This window comes from Pseudovibrio sp. Tun.PSC04-5.I4 (assembly GCF_900104145.1).
GTDB lineage: Bacteria > Pseudomonadota > Alphaproteobacteria > Rhizobiales > Stappiaceae > Pseudovibrio.
The window spans coordinates 2,373,390-2,389,319 of record NZ_FNLB01000006.1 but is presented as its reverse complement, the minus strand read 5'-3'; the positions used below and the strand labels follow the sequence as shown (position 1 = coordinate 2,389,319).

At 51.6% G+C, this 15,930-nt stretch carries 15 protein-coding genes and 1 pseudogene; 9 read left to right on the top strand and 7 right to left on the bottom strand.

Annotated features, from left to right (window positions below):
- Positions 1 to 111 precede the first annotated feature (111 nt).
- The 3 genes and pseudogenes from BLS62_RS16275 to BLS62_RS31385 all read left to right on the top strand — a co-directional run bounded on the left by BLS62_RS16275 (position 112) and on the right by BLS62_RS31385 (position 1,526).
- Entirely contained in the window at positions 112 to 456 is a 345-nt protein-coding gene (locus tag BLS62_RS16275) for a hypothetical protein (protein WP_093182736.1), read from the top strand.
- A pseudogene (locus tag BLS62_RS32245) lies at positions 428 to 553 on the top strand (IS30 family transposase); the annotation flags it as partial. The gene BLS62_RS16275 and the pseudogene BLS62_RS32245, both read left to right, overlap by 29 nt.
- Before the next feature lie 622 nt (positions 554 to 1,175).
- Positions 1,176 to 1,526, top strand: a complete 351-nt coding sequence (locus tag BLS62_RS31385; protein ID WP_200798529.1) for a DNA adenine methylase — start codon at positions 1,176 to 1,178, stop codon at positions 1,524 to 1,526.
- A gap of 37 nt (positions 1,527 to 1,563) precedes the next feature.
- Here BLS62_RS31385 and BLS62_RS16265 read toward each other — a convergent pair whose 3' ends face one another.
- From BLS62_RS16265 to BLS62_RS16240, 5 genes are all read right to left on the bottom strand, one after another.
- The gene (locus BLS62_RS16265) at positions 1,564 to 1,743 is read right to left on the bottom strand and encodes a hypothetical protein (protein WP_143521574.1); all 180 of its coding nucleotides are present in this window, start codon (positions 1,741 to 1,743) and stop codon (positions 1,564 to 1,566) included.
- Between the two features lie 119 nt (positions 1,744 to 1,862).
- Positions 1,863 to 2,240, bottom strand: a complete 378-nt coding sequence (locus BLS62_RS16260) for a ParA family protein (protein ID WP_093182731.1) — start codon at positions 2,238 to 2,240, stop codon at positions 1,863 to 1,865.
- Between the two features lie 21 nt (positions 2,241 to 2,261).
- A complete protein-coding gene (locus tag BLS62_RS16255; protein WP_093182728.1) occupies positions 2,262 to 2,516 on the bottom strand; it encodes an AAA family ATPase in 255 nt (84 codons plus the stop codon).
- A 439-nt stretch (positions 2,517 to 2,955) separates the two neighbouring features.
- Positions 2,956 to 3,285, bottom strand: a complete 330-nt coding sequence (locus tag BLS62_RS16250) for a hypothetical protein (RefSeq protein WP_093182726.1) — start codon at positions 3,283 to 3,285, stop codon at positions 2,956 to 2,958.
- 609 nt (positions 3,286 to 3,894) lie between these two features.
- A complete protein-coding gene (locus BLS62_RS16240; protein ID WP_093182721.1) occupies positions 3,895 to 4,779 on the bottom strand; it encodes a LysR family transcriptional regulator in 885 nt (294 codons plus the stop codon).
- Between the two features lie 148 nt (positions 4,780 to 4,927).
- Here BLS62_RS16240 and BLS62_RS31380 point away from each other — a divergent pair, with 148 nt between their 5' ends.
- The 6 genes from BLS62_RS31380 (at position 4,928) to pheT (ending at position 13,538) form a co-directional block, all read left to right on the top strand.
- Positions 4,928 to 5,086: a hypothetical protein gene (locus tag BLS62_RS31380; RefSeq protein WP_200798528.1), complete on the top strand. Its 159-nt coding sequence runs from the start codon at positions 4,928 to 4,930 to the stop codon at positions 5,084 to 5,086.
- 321 nt (positions 5,087 to 5,407) lie between these two features.
- Positions 5,408 to 6,661 carry an IS21 family transposase gene (gene istA / locus BLS62_RS16235; RefSeq protein ID WP_093189048.1) on the top strand — a complete coding sequence of 418 codons (1,254 nt, stop codon included), beginning with the start codon at positions 5,408 to 5,410 and terminating at the stop codon, positions 6,659 to 6,661.
- Complete coding sequence (istB, locus tag BLS62_RS16230) at positions 6,658 to 7,485, top strand: IS21-like element helper ATPase IstB (RefSeq protein ID WP_093175407.1); 828 nt, start codon at positions 6,658 to 6,660, stop codon at positions 7,483 to 7,485. The genes istA and istB overlap by 4 nt, the downstream gene beginning before the upstream one ends.
- Before the next feature lie 1,237 nt (positions 7,486 to 8,722).
- Positions 8,723 to 9,493 carry a hypothetical protein gene (locus BLS62_RS16220; protein WP_093182716.1) on the top strand — a complete coding sequence of 257 codons (771 nt, stop codon included), beginning with the start codon at positions 8,723 to 8,725 and terminating at the stop codon, positions 9,491 to 9,493.
- Positions 9,494 to 10,004: 511 nt separating this feature from the next.
- Positions 10,005 to 11,087 (top strand): phenylalanine--tRNA ligase subunit alpha, encoded by a 1,083-nt coding sequence (gene pheS / locus BLS62_RS16215; RefSeq protein ID WP_093182714.1) that lies wholly within the window; start codon positions 10,005 to 10,007, stop codon positions 11,085 to 11,087.
- Between the two features lie 27 nt (positions 11,088 to 11,114).
- Positions 11,115 to 13,538, top strand: coding sequence for a phenylalanine--tRNA ligase subunit beta (pheT, locus tag BLS62_RS16210; RefSeq protein ID WP_093182712.1), 2,424 nt, complete (start codon positions 11,115 to 11,117; stop codon positions 13,536 to 13,538).
- A 174-nt stretch (positions 13,539 to 13,712) separates the two neighbouring features.
- Here the strand turns inward: pheT and BLS62_RS16205 are convergent, their stop codons facing one another.
- Complete coding sequence (locus BLS62_RS16205) at positions 13,713 to 14,150, bottom strand: DUF134 domain-containing protein (RefSeq protein ID WP_093182710.1); 438 nt, start codon at positions 14,148 to 14,150, stop codon at positions 13,713 to 13,715.
- Between the two features lie 265 nt (positions 14,151 to 14,415).
- Positions 14,416 to 14,577: a hypothetical protein gene (locus BLS62_RS31735; protein ID WP_208990901.1), complete on the bottom strand. Its 162-nt coding sequence runs from the start codon at positions 14,575 to 14,577 to the stop codon at positions 14,416 to 14,418.
- Positions 14,578 to 15,930: the final 1,353 nt, after the last annotated feature.

Below are 15,930 nucleotides of genomic sequence, written 5' to 3'. Positions count from 1 at the left end.
GCTCCAAAGCGTTGTAAATCTTCTATTTTTATCTTTCTGAGATCTTCAGAGGGTTGTACTGAAACCTTTGAATGACGACGCAAAAAGCCTTCCTTAGGGCGCAGTTCAGAGATGAAATCCAAACAGGTGGTTGATGAAGGACACCTCGATTCGGCCGCGGATGGGTATAGTTCCAGTGTTGCTTTGAACAGGTCTGGCATGGTTGTTGTTGGTGCGCCTCAGGACAGTGAAGGCAATCTTTATGCAGGTGGTTCAAATGTTGTACGTCAGCCAGATGGTCAGGGCGAAGTACCTGAGATCAAACTGAAGCTCCAGACGGGTGATGTTGGTCTCTTTGGGCAGTTGGTCAACATTAATGAAGCAGGTATGATTGTAGTTGGTGCCGCTGGGTTGATGATCATGGTGCAGAAAGCAGCTCTGTTTATATTTGTCCGTGCATTCTCAGGCAGAACTTGATGCAATCGCAAGACAACTCAACGAGCGACCACGCAAGATCTTGCAATATCAAACCCCAGCTGAGAAGTTTGCCGAGTGTTTTGCTGCGATCAGTTGAATCCACCTCACAAAATACAATTTCAATACATCACTCTAATCTCGATACTTGCCAGACCCGTGGTGGGAAGAAGGACGTGTGTCGGTACGTCATTCCAAGGCCTTTATCAAATCAGTCCGTGAGAGCGCAAAACAGGCTCGAAGGCTCATTCCCACCATGACCATGCATTTTAAATTGTATGGTTGGGAAATCTTGCCATAGTCTGAGAGTAAATTTCAACATGAACCTGTTTGGAAAAGTCGCTCCGGTTAAAGCTGAACCGGTGGCGCCGTATCTTGGTGGCAAAAGTCAACTTGCTGGACGTATAGTTAGCCAGATCAATCAAGTTTCTCACCTGAGTTTTGTGGCTAAATGCGAAGTCATAAATGACATCAACAGTGAACTGGTCACTTTCTTTCGTGTTTTACGATCCCACGAGCCTGAGTTTTGCGCAGCCTGGAATATATGTTTGCCTCTCGTGAGGAGTTTGAAGCATTACACAATGCAGATCTCGACCACCTGACGGATATTCAAAGGGCGGTTCAGTTTTACTATCTGCTACGCCTCGCCTTCGGGGGGGAAGGCTACAGGACAGTCTTTCGGGACTGCGGTAGAGCGTCCGTCCCGCTTCAATATTAAGCGTGTGCCCAGCAATATCGAGCTGGTATCTGACAGACTGTCTGCTGTGACGATTGAAAACCTCGACTGGCGAGCTTGTCTTGAGCGCTATGATGCAAGCACAACCCTGTTCTATCTGGACCCGCCTTACTGGGGCGGGGAAAAGGATTATGGTAAGGGAGTATTTGAACGCTCAGATTTTGCAGAGATGGCAGAACGGCTTTCCAAGATCGCAGGTCGGTTTATCCTCTCGCTCAATGACACAGATGAGACACGAAAAACTTTTGAGGGTTTCTGGCAGGATATGGTCAGCCTGAACTATTCCATAGCAAAAGGAACGGGCAGGCGTGTTTCTGAGCTGATCATTTCAAACTAATACGGCCACCCGTTTTGAAAATAAATGACGCTCGCAATCATCGATTGCGAGCGTCAAGTTCTTTGTAGGTGGAAATCTTCAAGTCGTCTTCACGTAACAGGTGGTAGAAGTATTCCTTCTGATCCATGTTCAATTCAGCAGCATGGGTTTTGAACATGTCGACAATAAGTTGCGGTACCAGAGAAAGCCCTATGCGGCTTCGATCCGCTTTCCGCATTGCTTCCACCTGGGCTTGGTGCTCGCTTGCCTTCCCTACCACCCAGTGAGAGATTGCCGCGCGTTTTTCATCCTCCAACGGAATCATTGAGGTTTTTTGTATTCAGCCATCTTATAAACCTATGCGGCGCTCTTGATCTTGAATTGTGCTGGGAGCAGTTTCTTTGCACGCCCTTGAGGGGATGCTCCAGTGTTCAAGGCATCCTTAAAGCTGGTGGCATGCCACAGGATAGAGTCAACGAACTCCAGCTTTCCATACTCAGCAAGCAACTCGTTGACTGAGGCTGTTGCAGTGGTCCCTTTGTCAAAATCAACTAGCACTCCAAGAGACGGAATATCTCTTCGGATACTGTTTGCGGTTGCGGATACGTACTTGTTTGTTGAGATAGCGCCTTGTGCGTCTGCAACAGTGGCCTTGCAAGGTATCAGGGCAAGATCACTCTCAATTGTGATGAAGTCCGATATGCGGCTATCAAAGCCTGCTGTGCCCACGATCACGTAATCATATTGGTTTCGAAGCTAGCGCAGTAGCTCTATGATCTCAACATCAGATAACTCTGAGACGTGATCGATGTGGCCACGCCCTTCAATTTCTTGCTTTGCCCATTTTGTTGCAGTCTCTTGTTTGTCTGTGTCCACAAGGATGACACTTGCATCCTCCAGGGCCAGAGAGCTGGCGACAGACACGGCAAGCGTAGATTTTCCTGCCCCGCTTTTTCGTTGTAAAATTCCTAGGATATGAGCTATTCCAGTGAAACTCCTAGTGTCTGACAATGAAAGACTATTGTTTAATGTCTGTAGTCATACAACTGAATACAGACGATAGACGACTGTTAGGTAATGTCTCCATGTTGGGAGAGCAAGCGAGGTATGATTGGGCAATTTGCGAATTATCGCATACTCAGTATTATGGGTTTTGAATATTGTCGTGTATCTTAGTACATCTGCAATTACTGGTGCAGAAATTACATAACAAACTACATAACATTTGTGAGTAGTATGAGTTCTGAGACAGAGGCATAATCAGCTAAGATATTGTTATTAAATTGCTATATCGACATTGAAGATAGGAGTGTGATTTTTGAAGGAATCTCTGTCTCTCCGCCATTTATTCCCAAAAAACGCCCAGATGATCAACGCTTTGCCACTGGGCAACGCTGTGTTGGGCGTCTTTTCTAAATCGCAATTATGTTAGGCGAACACCAGCGCTACATTACGGAACGCAAACCGTTTTACCAACCATCAAAAATGGCTTGCCGCTGCTTACTATCAACTCCACGGGGATGGTCTTGCCAATCTTACCGGATGCCTCTTTGTATTCCTTGCTGTTAATACCATATTTTTCATCAACAGCTTGCAGCTTAGGATCCTCCAGTAATACCTTAATAAAGGCGTCGCTGATTTTTCTTTTCTTCTTCTTAACTTCCTTGACAAAATCGTCAATTACTTTGTCGTCCATTTTTTGCTTCCCAAGCGCGGTCATAATCTTTTTTTCGCTGGAGAATAATTCTTTGGTTCCTACGAACTTGATCAGGGTAGCCACGGCATGCGCCTCCGTTGATAATGGTGACACGAAGGCAGAACCTAGCCACTCTCTGTTGAGGAAAAGTTATCTGACCACCTCCAAATAACGGGAAGTTTGAGCCAATATTTATGCCGGTCATCAGTATCAACTGCGGGCGAACGACCCGCTATAAGATCCCGCAGGTCCGTTTCAGCGCCTCTAGGCCGTTTGCCAAAGCGTTGTGCAAATTGAACAAAACATCTTGTTCGCAGCACTGGTCCAGTCTTTCTCCAAGCAGCAAACGTATGGAGTGAAGGAGGGTTTCCAAACCAGAGACAGCAACAGTTGCCTCGTCTATTTCATTCTGAAGAGTGTTTGTGGCGCAAACTGCGCGGGAGGTTCTAAACCTGCAAATAGACAGGCGGGTGCATACCCTCCCGAACGAGGTGTTGTATTCACCGCCCTCCCGCTCATAGCAAAACGTTCACGCACTTAGAATAAGGGCGCAAAGAACCGATCGAGGACGGGAGCGGTACCACTGTTTGTAAGAGGTTTCGACGCCTCACATATGAATGCAGGACGGGTCGCTCAAATGATTAATGCCCGCAATAATGGCAGGGCCACAATCCTGGCTTTTTGCAGAGATTGTTACCCCTTTGCCACGACACCTGCAGGCTGGTCACGACGAGAAGGTTGGCGATACGTCTCCATCACGTTCACAATCCGGTCCGTCATCATCCGCACCTCAGGTAAATGCCGGCGGTCATCGTGCATGGTTACCCATTGATGCTTGGTAAGTTCTTCGATAACCGGTCCATGCCGCCGCAACTCTCCGGAAAAATCTCCCAGAAAACAAGGCAGCACGGAAACGCTAGCCCCGGCGCACATCAAATCAAACAGGGCGGCCTGTGAGCTTACAAAGGTTGAAATCTCTGCGCCGTGGTTCTCCAATATCCAGCGAGAGGAGCTGGTGGTAGCAAACTCAGGCGCAATCCCGATCCAGCGGGCATCAGTACCCTCGGGCAAATTTACGGCGGTGTAAGGCGCAAATGTTACTGAAGGCAGGCGCTTGCTGGCAAGTCCAATCTCGGCGGGGGCAGAGCTACGCAGGCCAATATCAATCTCGCGTTTCTTGATGTTTAATCGGTCTTCACTGGTGATGAAAACAACATCAAACCCATCCCCAGGTTGGCGTAACTCATTCATATGGCGGCTTAAAAACTTCATGGTCCAACTGCCAGCAGAAACCCGAACCTGAGGCCGGCGCGATTTCGCACTCAGCCACTGCTCAAACCCCGCATAAGCACATTGAAACGGCTCCAACTGCTCCAGAACCTGCTGCCCGTCATCGGTTAAAGTGTATCCCGCCTGCACACGGTCAAACAGTTTGAGCCCAACATCCTCTTCCAGCTGCTGCATACGTCGGCTGAGAGTGGCAGGGCTGCACGCCAACCGCTGCGCCGCCTCACTCAACGTGCCACACGCGGCTAACACCAAAAAGGCGTTGAGATTATCGTGTAGTTTGACCTTCATTTTTGAAAACCGCTTTTGAATTTTGGGCGCTATTACCCGAGCACTTTGCAATCAAAGATAGAGCGTGCTCCCGAAAAGTGGAACCCGGTTTTTGGAGAAGAGCACGCAAACCGATCCGTGTAGTTCTCCCATATGAAAAGAAGTCGCCATGCTGATTTTACCAAACCACAAACCAAGTCCACCTGCCGACCCAACCCCAAACCAACTGGAAGACTACTACACCAACTACGCCAACGCCTCCCCACGCCCATATTATGCGGCGGCAATAGCCATAGTCGGGTTGATGCTACTGATGTTGTTTGTGTAGGGGAAGGGAAGCTGGCCACGAACGTCATCCCGCACTTGATGCTATACTGGAGACCCGAGATCGAAGCGCAACGCTTAAGGCATCACCGAACACAGACCTCTCGGTTTAGCGCTGACAAGTGCCAGCCACCCGGTATGGCAGGGCGGACTGCTTCACGGCGTACAACACCGTGTCAGTGCTGGATGTATTCTCTCCAAAAGCGCTGGTTGAAAATTCCCCACTTTTTCAGCTTTGACTTTTGTTTGAAGGGGCATGCCCCTTCAAACAAAAGTTGGCCAAACTCTCCTCTACGTTCCTGTTGGAAAGAAGGGGTGTGGAGGAGTGGTCAATCTAGGGAAGATCGTAATGATCCATAATTTGAAGCAGCAGGGACTGTCTGTAAGTGCCATAGCGCGCAAAGCCGGGCTGGATAGAAAGACGGTCAGCAAATACTTACACCAAGGCCTTGAAGCTCCTGTCTACGGCCCCCGCCAGCGTGACGGGCGTGTACTGGAGGAATACAAAGGCTATTTACTTGAGCGACTGGAGCGGTTTCCCGGTCTATCTGCCCGGCGCTTGCTTCGTGAGCTGAAGACACTGGGGTTTAAGGGCGGTTACTCCACTGTAACGGAATATCTTCGCCTGATCCGTCCAGCTCCTCCGCATGCATTTGAACGGCGCTTTGAGACAGCACCAGGCCAGCAGGCACAGGTAGATTTTGCTGAGTTTCAGGTGGCGTTCACCAGTGAACCAGATGTGGTGCGAAAAGTCTTTTTGTTTTCAATGGTGCTGAGTAATTCACGGTTTTTGTGGGGGCGCTATTGTGCCAATCAAAAACTAGAGACAGTCCTGCGTTGTCATATCGCGGCCTTTGAGGTCTTCGGCGGAGCGACACTGGAAGTCCTGTATGATCGCATGAAGACAGCCGTTCTGGGAGAGGAGCCAGATGGCACTGTTCTTTTTAATCCTGCTCTTGTCGCTCTTCTGGACCATTATGGCGCTCAGCCGGATGCCTGCCAGCCCTACCGGGCCAAAACCAAGGGCAAGGTGGAGCGGCCATTTCGTTACATCCGGCAGGATTTCTTCCTTGGTCGTACGGTCCGCGATCTGGACGATCTTAATGCCCAGTTCACACGCTGGTGCAAGGAAATTGCCAATGCCCGTGTTCATGCCACCACCAACCGTGTGGTGGGCGAGGTCTTTGGAGAGGAACAGCCCGCTCTGATCCCTTTGCCAGCGCACCCTTATGATGCTGTTTTACTGGTGGAGCGGCGGGTCACGCGTGATGGCATGGTCTCCGTTGGAGGTAATCTTTATTCAGTGCCGGACACCGTTAAGAAACGGATGGTCGAAGTCCAGCATCACCCGCAAGAGGTGCGCATCTATGAAAACGGTCAGCTCATCGCCACCCATCCGGTCATGGAGGGAAAGAACCAGCGCCGGGTTGATCCATGCCATCGCAAGGCTCCTCCACGGGCAACACAGCGCCGTCGTCTGGCTGCGGAGCCAACCAAACACAGCGGTGTAAACCAACGCCCACTGGAGTTCTATGAAGCGGTAGGTCAACGACTTGCCAGTACTGGAGGTAAGCCATGAGTTCGCTCAGTAAACGCATTCAGTCTTCACTGGTAGGCTTAAAAATGCCGCGGGCTTTAGAGGTGCTCGACCACACGCTGAGCCAATTGGAACAAGGGGAACTCACGGCACTGGAGGCCCTGGATTCTCTGCTCAATGAAGAATATTCAACACGCGAGGGCCGCCGTATCGGCGTCGCCCTGACGACAGCGCGGCTTACTCCGATAAAAACACTGGAAAGCTTCGACTTTACCTTCCAGCCCTCGCTGGACAGGGATCGCATCATGGCTCTAGCCGAACTGGAGTTCATCACTCGCAATGAAGTGGTACACTTTCTCGGTCCACCTGGTACAGGAAAGAGCCATCTGGCAACTGCTCTTGGGGTTGCAGCCGTTAAAGCGGGTAAACGGGTGTATCGCATTGCTTTAGCTCACCTCATCGAAGCCTTGGCAAAAGCTGAAAAAGAAGGGCGGTTGACTGAGAAACTACGCTTCTTTGCACGAACTTCACTGCTAATCGTCGATGAAATCGGTTATCTGCCAATTACCAATGGGGGAGCAAACTTGTTCTTCCAGCTCGTCAATGCCAAATATGAAAAGGGATCCATGATCCTCACCTCAAACCGTGGCTTTGCGGAATGGGGGGAGATCTTTGGTGATCGCGTTATTGCCACAGCCCTTCTCGATCGGCTTTTGCATCATGCCGTCGTCATCCAGATCGAAGGTGCTAGTTATCGGTTGCGCAGCCATGCGGACCTCATGCCAGAGCACGTACGGGCTAACGCTTCAATAGCTCCACCTCCACCACCAAAACGACGCGGCAGGCCACCCAAAAAGGAGAGTTAGACCCACAGAAAAGGCTGGTCACCAAATACTCAAACTGAGGACTTTCCGTCCAGCACATGTGGGGAAATTTGACTCAGCATTGACACACCGATCATTGGAGTAGGAGGAGGCTCTTTCTGGGTCCCGGCTCGGGGGCCGGGATGACACCAGAGGGGAAAGAGGCGCACCTCTGAGTTTCGCCGAGCGGGGTCTTGGCGGATGAGATGGTATCTAGGGGGTGAACACCCGAGGGTGAGGTTTGGCCTCGCAACACGCCCTGGTGTCATCCCGGGCGGAGCAACGCGAAGACCCGGGACCCAGAACCAGCGGAATACCAAACACAAACCTCTCAGTTTAGCGCTGACAAGTGCCAGCCACTCGACATGGCAGGGCGGAGTGTTTCACGGCGCACAAAAGCGAACACTGGAGTCGGTGGAGGCGCTCTCTGGGTCCCGGCTAGGAGGTCGGGATGACAGCCGAGGGGGAGAGAGGCGCATCTCTGATTTTTGCGGAACAGAGGCTTGGCCGATGAGATGGTATCTGGGGGATGAGACACCCGTGGGTGAGGTTTGGCCTCGCAACACGCCCAGTGTCATCCCGGGCGGAGCAACGCGAAGACCCGGGACCCAGAACCAGCGGAATACCAAACACAAACCTCTCGGTTTAGCGCTGACAAGTGTCAGCCACCCGGCATGGCAGGGCGCACTGCTTCACGATGCACAACACCGATCATTGGAGTAGGAGGAGGCTCTCTCTGGGTCTCGGCTCAGGGGCCGGGATGACACCCGGTGGGTGTGATGCACCTTTGAGTTTCACCGAGCTGCGTGTTGGTTGATGAGATGCTATCTGGAGGACGACACACCTGTGGGTGAGGTTTGGCCACGCAACACGCCCCGGTGTCATCCCGGGCGGAGCAACGCGAAGGCCCGGGACCCAGAACCAGCGGAACACCAAACACAGACCTCTCGGTTTAGCACTGACAAGCGCACGAGAACCGGCAAGGCAAGACCGTCAACTTTCACGGGCACATCAACATTCATTAGAATGACGGGGCACTGGATCCCGGCTCGGAGGCCGGGAAGACACTTGAGGGTTCCGCGCGTCTGACTTTTATGCTTCGCTATCATCCCGGATAAACGAAATGTGATCCGGGGGCCATCTCGCAGTTCTATCTTTGGTTCTTTCACAGCGGTACTAATGCGGTTATGCTAACTGGCAGATTACATTAGGTGTTTCAGTTTTTTCTAGGTGTTTATTGATGAGATACGTCGGCTGGTTTCTGTTCCTTGTCGCAGCTGGGTTTTTATTCTGGCTAGCATTTATTTTCGGAATTAGCTTTCTTCAGCTCAACGGCCTTTTGTTAAACGATATCATTCAGATTGAGGCGACATTTAAAGACTTCTCTTGGATTGAATTCGTTGCTGCCTTTGGAACTGTTGCAGCCGCCTACGCAGCTTACAGGTCTGCTGATGCAGCTAAGCGTTCTGCTGAATTGGGTGCCGCCACACTTAGTGAGATGAGATTACAACGACAATCAGTACAGGATATTGCTGAAAAACAAGAGGAAATTGAGCTTGATAAGCAGAAATCTATAGCTCAAGCGGACAGAGCAATGATGTCTTTTGCTTTATCTGGATTATGTTCTTACCTAACCAAAGCAGCGCAATTTTATGAGCATTTATTGATGAAGATGCGGAAAAATTACAATGATCCATCAATCCCAACCTCGATCTCAATTCATGAGATAGTTTTGGAAATTGATTTTAAGGCAGATCTTCCCATTCGCGAAATTCAAATGTTACATGCCGCACTCTCGTCAAATAGTGATAAGTTGAAAGAGATTTCTGCTATATTTGTAAAGCTCCAAATAACTCACGCACGACTTACGGGGGCTCTGAACAATCAGGTCGAGGGCTTCGAGGCCTCTCATACATCAACGAAATTAAATATATCGCACAAGCCCATTTCGAGACTTCTGAGTTGTTTGATTGGAGCCGAATGGAAGATGACAATGCAACAGAAGTTCTGAATCCAATAAGAACCGCTTTATGCAATATGTACATTAGTCGTTTATTGATAGAAGAAATTGCACCAAAGGCTGCTGAACAAAAACTTGAAGCCGCGCCAGCGTAATTGATATCTCCTTCCCCCGCCACTCCCTCTCTGATACCATCCCCACACCACAACCAATCCTCAAAGGATTCCCCATGCCGCTCGGCACATACATTGCAGCACCATTCACCGCTCGCACCCATGATGGTCCGGCGTGTGGGCGATTTATGGGCTTGGCTTAACGCGTTTAAGCAACGGGGAACTGCGTAGCATGAGCTGCAAATTTTCCTCAGTGATCACCAGCGAATAGCTAAAATAGGGCATTCTGAGTGTTTTCATCGCAATAGTTGGAAAACAATCGCTCAGAAATCACGTCTAGCCCTTTATTGCGCTGGCTGCATTCGTTAAAAGACCTCCACGAATTTTATCTGCCCAGCCGTGACTCACGTTGCGTTCGGCTGTTGGCACATGCAAACCCTTGAGGGATTATGTCCGACCTCGAAACACTCGAAGCCGAGATTAACACCGCGATTGCCGGTGCTGACTCTGAAGCCGCACTGGAAGACGTGCGTGTTGCCGCCCTTGGCAAAAAGGGTAGCGTTTCTGAAAAAATGAAAACGCTTGGTAAAATGAGCTCGGAAGAGCGCAAGGAAATGGGTCCTGCACTCAACGGCTTGAAAAACCGCCTTGGCGAAGCAATAGCTGCCCGCAAAGAGCTGCTCAAGATCGATGCTCTTAACGCCCGTCTCGCCTCTGAAACCGTTGATGTGAGCCAGCCGCTGCGCAACACCCCGGCAGAAGAAGGCCGTATCCACCCAATCACTCAGGTAACTGAAGAGCTGACCGCGATCTTTGCGGACATGGGCTTCTCCGTTGCTGAAGGCCCGGATATCGAGACTGATGAGCTGAACTTCACCGCTCTCAACTTTCCGGAAGGCCACCCGGCCCGCGAAATGCATGACACCTTCTTCTTTAATGAAAGAGAAGACGGCGAACGTATGTTGCTGCGCACGCACACCTCTCCGGTTCAGATCCGCACCATGCGCAATCAGGAACCACCGCTGCGCATTATCATTCCGGGCCGCACATACCGCTGTGATAGCGATCAGACCCACACACCAATGTTCCACCAGATGGAAGGCCTCGTGATCGACAAGACCACGCATATCGGCCACCTGAAGGGCACACTGGAAGAGTTCCTCAAAGCTTTCTTTGAAGTGGACAATGTGGAGCTGCGCTTCCGCCCAAGCTTCTTCCCGTTCACCGAACCTTCCATGGAAGTGGACGTGAAGTGTGATCGCTCCGGTTCCGAGGTGAAAATCGGCACCGGCGACGACTGGATGGAAATTCTCGGTTGCGGCATGGTTCATTCAAATGTTCTGCGCAACTGTGGTCTGGACCCGGATGTGTATCAGGGCTTTGCGTGGGGCATCGGCATCGACCGCCTCGCAATGCTTAAGTACGGCATGAACGACCTGCGCGCCTTCTTTGATGCAGATGTGCGCTGGCTGAAGCATTACGGCTTCCGCCCACTGGACGTTCCATCCTTAATGGCAGGCCTTTCCAAGTAATCTTGGTCCTAACAAAAGAGCAGACACATGAAATTCACTCTTTCCTGGCTCAAGGACCATCTTGAGACCGATGCAAGCCTTGATGCAATTGTTGAGCGCCTGACGCTGATCGGGCTGGAAGTGGAAGAGGTCACCAATCCGGCTGACCGTCTTGGCACATTCAAAATCGCCCGCGTGCTGGAAGCTGTTCAGCATCCCAATGCCGATCGCCTCCGCGTGTTGAAAGTTGACACCGGCGAAGGCGAACCGATGCAGGTTGTGTGCGGTGCACCAAATGCCCGCACCGGTCTGGTCGGCGTATTCGCCAAGCCGGGCGATTATGTCCCCGGTCTGGACGTGACACTCGCTGTTGGCAAAATCCGCGATGTGGAAAGCTTCGGCATGATGGCCTCCGAGCGCGAGCTGGAACTGTCTGACGAGCACGACGGCGTTATCGACCTGCCGGAAGATGCTCCGGTTGGCATGCGCTATGTGGATTACGCGGGTATGAATGACCCGGTTATCGAGATTGGCCTGACACCAAATCGCCCGGATTGCGCTGGTGTTTATGGTATTGCGCGTGATTTGGCAGCGTCTGGCTTAGGAACGCTAAAAACCCCGCAAAAAACGCAAATCAACGCACATAGCGACGCAAATGACCCAAAAGTCCTTATGGATCTAGGGGATAGCCCGGAACATTGCCCTGCATTTGGCTACCGTGTGGTCCGCGGCATCAAAAACGGCCCGTCGCCTAAATGGATGCAAAAGCGCCTGATTGCTATCGGTCTGCGCCCGATTAATGCCCTCGTGGACATCACCAATTACATGACGATGGACCAGAGCCGTCCACTGCATGTCTTTGATGCAGATAAGGTTTCGGGCAATCTCACCATTCGTCACGGTAAAGCTGGTGAAGAACTTGTTGGCCTCGACGGCAAAACTTATGCCGTGGATGAAAACGTAGTTGTGATTGCAGACGACAACGGTCTGGAATCCCTCGGCGGAATTATGGGTGGAGAATCAACAGGTTGTGACGAAAACACAACCAATGTTGTGATCGAAAGCGCGCTGTGGTGTCCAAACCGCATTGCCCGCACAGGCCGCAAACTGGGAATATCTACCGATGCTCGCTACCGGTTTGAGCGCGGTGTAGACCCTGCCTACATGGTGGAAGGCCTTGAAGTTGCTACAAAATTGGTTATGGACCTGTGTGGTGGCGGTGAAGCGTCTGACCTCAATGTACTAGGAGAAGTCCCGCAGGAAGAGCGCATAATTGAGTTCCCATTCAGTGAAGTGAAGCGCCTTTCCGGTTTGGAAGTCTCCCGCGGTGAGATCAAAGCTATCCTCACCCTCCTTGGTTTCTGGGTTGCTGGAAACAGCGGTGTGGTGAAGGTTTCTCCTCCTAGCTGGCGTCCGGACGTACACGGAAAAGCTGATTTGGTGGAAGAGGTTATGCGTATTGTTGGCATCGACAAAGTGCCAACTGCTACCCTGCCTCGCATGGAGCCAATCTCCCAAAAGGTGCTAACTGTTAGCCAAACCCGCCGCTCTTATTCCCGCCGCGCACTAGCAACACGCGGCATGGATGAAGCTGTGCTCTGGTCCTTCATCCCCAAAGCACAGGCTGAACTGTTCGGCGGTGGTAACCCATTGCTGTCATTGGCAAATCCGATCTCATCAGACATGTCTGACATGCGCCCATCCCTGCTGCCCGGCTTGCTCTCCGCATCCCAGCGCAACGCAGACCGTGGTTACGCAGATGTCGCACTGTTCGAAGTCGGCCAAGTATTTGAAAACGATAGCGAAAACGGCCAGAAGATGGTCGTCGCAGGCATTCGTCGCGGCACAGCAAAACCAACCGGCTCAGGCCGTCATTGGTCTGGGTCCGCTGAAAACGTTGACGTTTTCGACGCGAAAGCCGATGCTGGTGCAGTGCTGTCCTCAATAGGTGCTGCGGTTGATAAGCTGATGGTCTTCGCTGATGCGCCATCCTACTACCATCCAGGCCGCTCTGGTGCGCTGAAGATGGGGCCGAAAAACACTCTGGCTTACTTCGGTGAAATCCATCCTAAGACCTTGGAATCATTGGATATTGAAGGGCCGCTTGTCGCGTTCGAAGTGTTCATCGATGCGGTGCCGACTCCGAAAAAGAAGGCCACTAAATCCAAAGGTGCTTTGAATGCTGCGGATCTTATGTCGGTGAAACGCGATTTTGCGTTCCTTGTTGATGCTTCTATCCCGGCTGATAAGCTGCTTCGCGCTGCGAAGGGCGCCGATAAGACTTTGATCACAAACGTGAATCTCTTCGATATCTACGAAGGGCAGGGCGTTCCGGAAGGTCAGCGCTCCCTCGCGATTGATGTGACGCTGCAGCCAACCAAAAAGACCCTCACCGATGAGGATATCGAGGCGGTCTCAAACAAGATTGTTGCGTCCGTTCAAAAGGCTACAGGTGGTACCCTGCGGGGATAACACTTTCATCCTGAACATCAAAAAACGCGGTTTCCAAAATGACTTGGGAACCGCGTTTTTCTTTATCGATGCTTAAAGTCTCCGCTGTGTGAAGTAAGCCGGAAAGGCGGAGAACTTCGGTGCGGGTAGGGTATAAACTCGCACACCGCATCAGATAAGTTAAATTAAATGACCTCAACCCGCCTCATCCACGCGAGACTCCGCTGGCGGCACTACAACATCCTCTGAGATGACACCGGCTCGCCCGCAAAACCCGCGCCGTCGCCGCATCCGTTGGCAATCCTCGCCGCTTAGCTCGGCCTCAGGCGCACAGGCAGCCGCCATCTCAACAGCACCGCCCTCAATTTTGAGCGCCATCCCCTCGCAAAGCGCAGTCGCTACAGTCGTACGAGCATGCGCGACGAGCCGAGAGAACGTAGGCCGGGATATTCCCATTAAGTCAGCTGCAGCAGCATGTTCCAGGCCTTCTGCATCGGCCAGTCGCAACGCTTCCATGCCATCTTCGGTCAGTACAGCGGCTTTCAGCTTGCGCAAAGGAACCCCTTGCGGTTTGAAAAATCGAACTCCGCTGGTCGAGCCTTGTATCATGCGAAGTTTTCTAGGACGTGGCATAACAAATACCTCTTTATATGAGCTTATGTTCATAACAATGCACCCGTCAAAATAATCTGACAAGTTAGGAAATGAACATACGTTCATAACCTCACCTGCCACCAACCAAGAACACAACCGCTGCGCCCAACGGCCAACCCGGTAATCGCAACCTCAGGAAACTGGGCAGAACCCAACGCCAACGCGGGGATAAACCGCCAAACCAATGGCAAAACCGCCCGTTACATAGCAACGCAAACAGGTGGCCAAGAAAATGCCCCTTATCCTAGGTGTTGGTGGTGATAAGTCTGGTGCAGATCTCGTCCTCAACCTCATTCATGGAAGAGGTTGTCAGCTGCCCTCCACCGTCAAATAACAAGGGCACTTCCTTGGTGGTCACATCCTGCCCATGGATCCACATGTCCACAACGGGATTGCGGTCCCCCACGCGTGATCAAACGCATACGCATTGTATTTCAACATCTTATTGCCGCTGGCGGCGAAGTCCGTGAAGCGTAGGTCAGCCGACACAACGCGCAGACCTTCCTTTGTCGTCCAGCCGTTCCCAGCCCTAACGGATCAAAGGATGCAAGTTCTCATTGCCACCAGAAGTGCAGCCGGGAACCAGCATACCGAGCAACAGACGGAGTATAACGTGCACACGCCTCCATCTTATGCCCCGTCGCGGCCCTTTTGCGTTGCTATGTAAACCAACGAAGCAAACTCCAAGAACCCATGGGAATAGAACCTCGTCCTCCTATCCGCACGGGGTGTATAAGCCGGCCATGTAAACCAAAGATTGCGCGCTTATCAGTACTATTGGGGACTCGAACTTTTAAAACTAACTAGAAGTTTCAAAAGGGTAGAACAGAGCCACACCTCTGGCAAAGGGCAGGGCACCAAGTCGCACCTGCAACCGTCATGTGGAAGACAGCGTCAGAATATCGAGAAGGACACGGGCACAACTCCGCTCAAGAGCGTTTGCGTTGCTTTGCACGGTTTTGCATTTTCCTGCGTTCCTATGAAGACCTGCAGCTGCCCCAAATCCCACAATGCCGAACCATCGAGAAAATCAATTTGAGCAGCCCAAAAGTCCGATACCTAATAAAACTAGCTGCCGAGAAATCAATACCAACCCACCATACGGCTTTGCGACGAAGCTGAGCCGTTAACAAAGCGCAGATCGTTGCACACTTAAGCCCACGATGAGCACGGAGGAGCTCAGATGTTGCCTCCCCCTCGGTGTCATCCCGGGCGAAGACCCGGGACCCAGAGCCCCAGGCTCAAACCCTAGCCACTTTATCCCCCCGAGCTGAAAAACTTACCCAACAAACACTCACCGCAATCAACATCCCCTCGCTGGGTCCCTGTGTGTCATTCTTGTGCCTGAATGGGTGTGAGGCGGAGGGTGTCGGGTTCCAGATCAGAGCCCTGAACGGCCTTTCGATCATGAGTCCGCCGGCTCGGTGACCGGGATGACGACAAAAGGAGGGGTGTTCAAAGCGCTCCCCCTCACGAACCCGTTGCCTTAAGCCCGCAATATAGCTCCCGGGAAACTGGACCCAGTTATTGGGGAATAGTTACACGCCACGCACCATGGCATCGGCATGCAGTATGTTCTGGCAGGCCTATATACAAGCTCCATTGGTCCGCAAAGCATATCGAAGGCCAGTGATATTTGACGATTCGGAGCCTAAGTCTCACCCCGCCAAACTGCCTGCACGCGAGAGTGTTTCATGCCAATTCATATTATAATAATGGCAGGACCAACTAATATATAAGAATATTGTGGAATATTTCG

Coding starts and splice junctions, on each gene's coding strand:
- BLS62_RS16275 (WP_093182736.1), top strand. CDS start 112: ATGAAATCCAAACAGGTGGTTGATGAAGGACACCTCGATTCGGCCGCG.
- BLS62_RS16265 (WP_143521574.1), bottom strand. CDS start 1,743: ATGCGGAAAGCGGATCGAAGCCGCATAGGGCTTTCTCTGGTACCGCAA.
- BLS62_RS16240 (WP_093182721.1), bottom strand. CDS start 4,779: ATGAAGGTCAAACTACACGATAATCTCAACGCCTTTTTGGTGTTAGCC.
- BLS62_RS31380 (WP_200798528.1), top strand. CDS start 4,928: ATGCTGATTTTACCAAACCACAAACCAAGTCCACCTGCCGACCCAACC.
- istB (WP_093175407.1), top strand. CDS start 6,658: ATGAGTTCGCTCAGTAAACGCATTCAGTCTTCACTGGTAGGCTTAAAA.
- BLS62_RS16220 (WP_093182716.1), top strand. CDS start 8,723: ATGAGATACGTCGGCTGGTTTCTGTTCCTTGTCGCAGCTGGGTTTTTA.
- pheS (WP_093182714.1), top strand. CDS start 10,005: ATGTCCGACCTCGAAACACTCGAAGCCGAGATTAACACCGCGATTGCC.
- pheT (WP_093182712.1), top strand. CDS start 11,115: ATGAAATTCACTCTTTCCTGGCTCAAGGACCATCTTGAGACCGATGCA.
- BLS62_RS16205 (WP_093182710.1), bottom strand. CDS start 14,150: ATGCCACGTCCTAGAAAACTTCGCATGATACAAGGCTCGACCAGCGGA.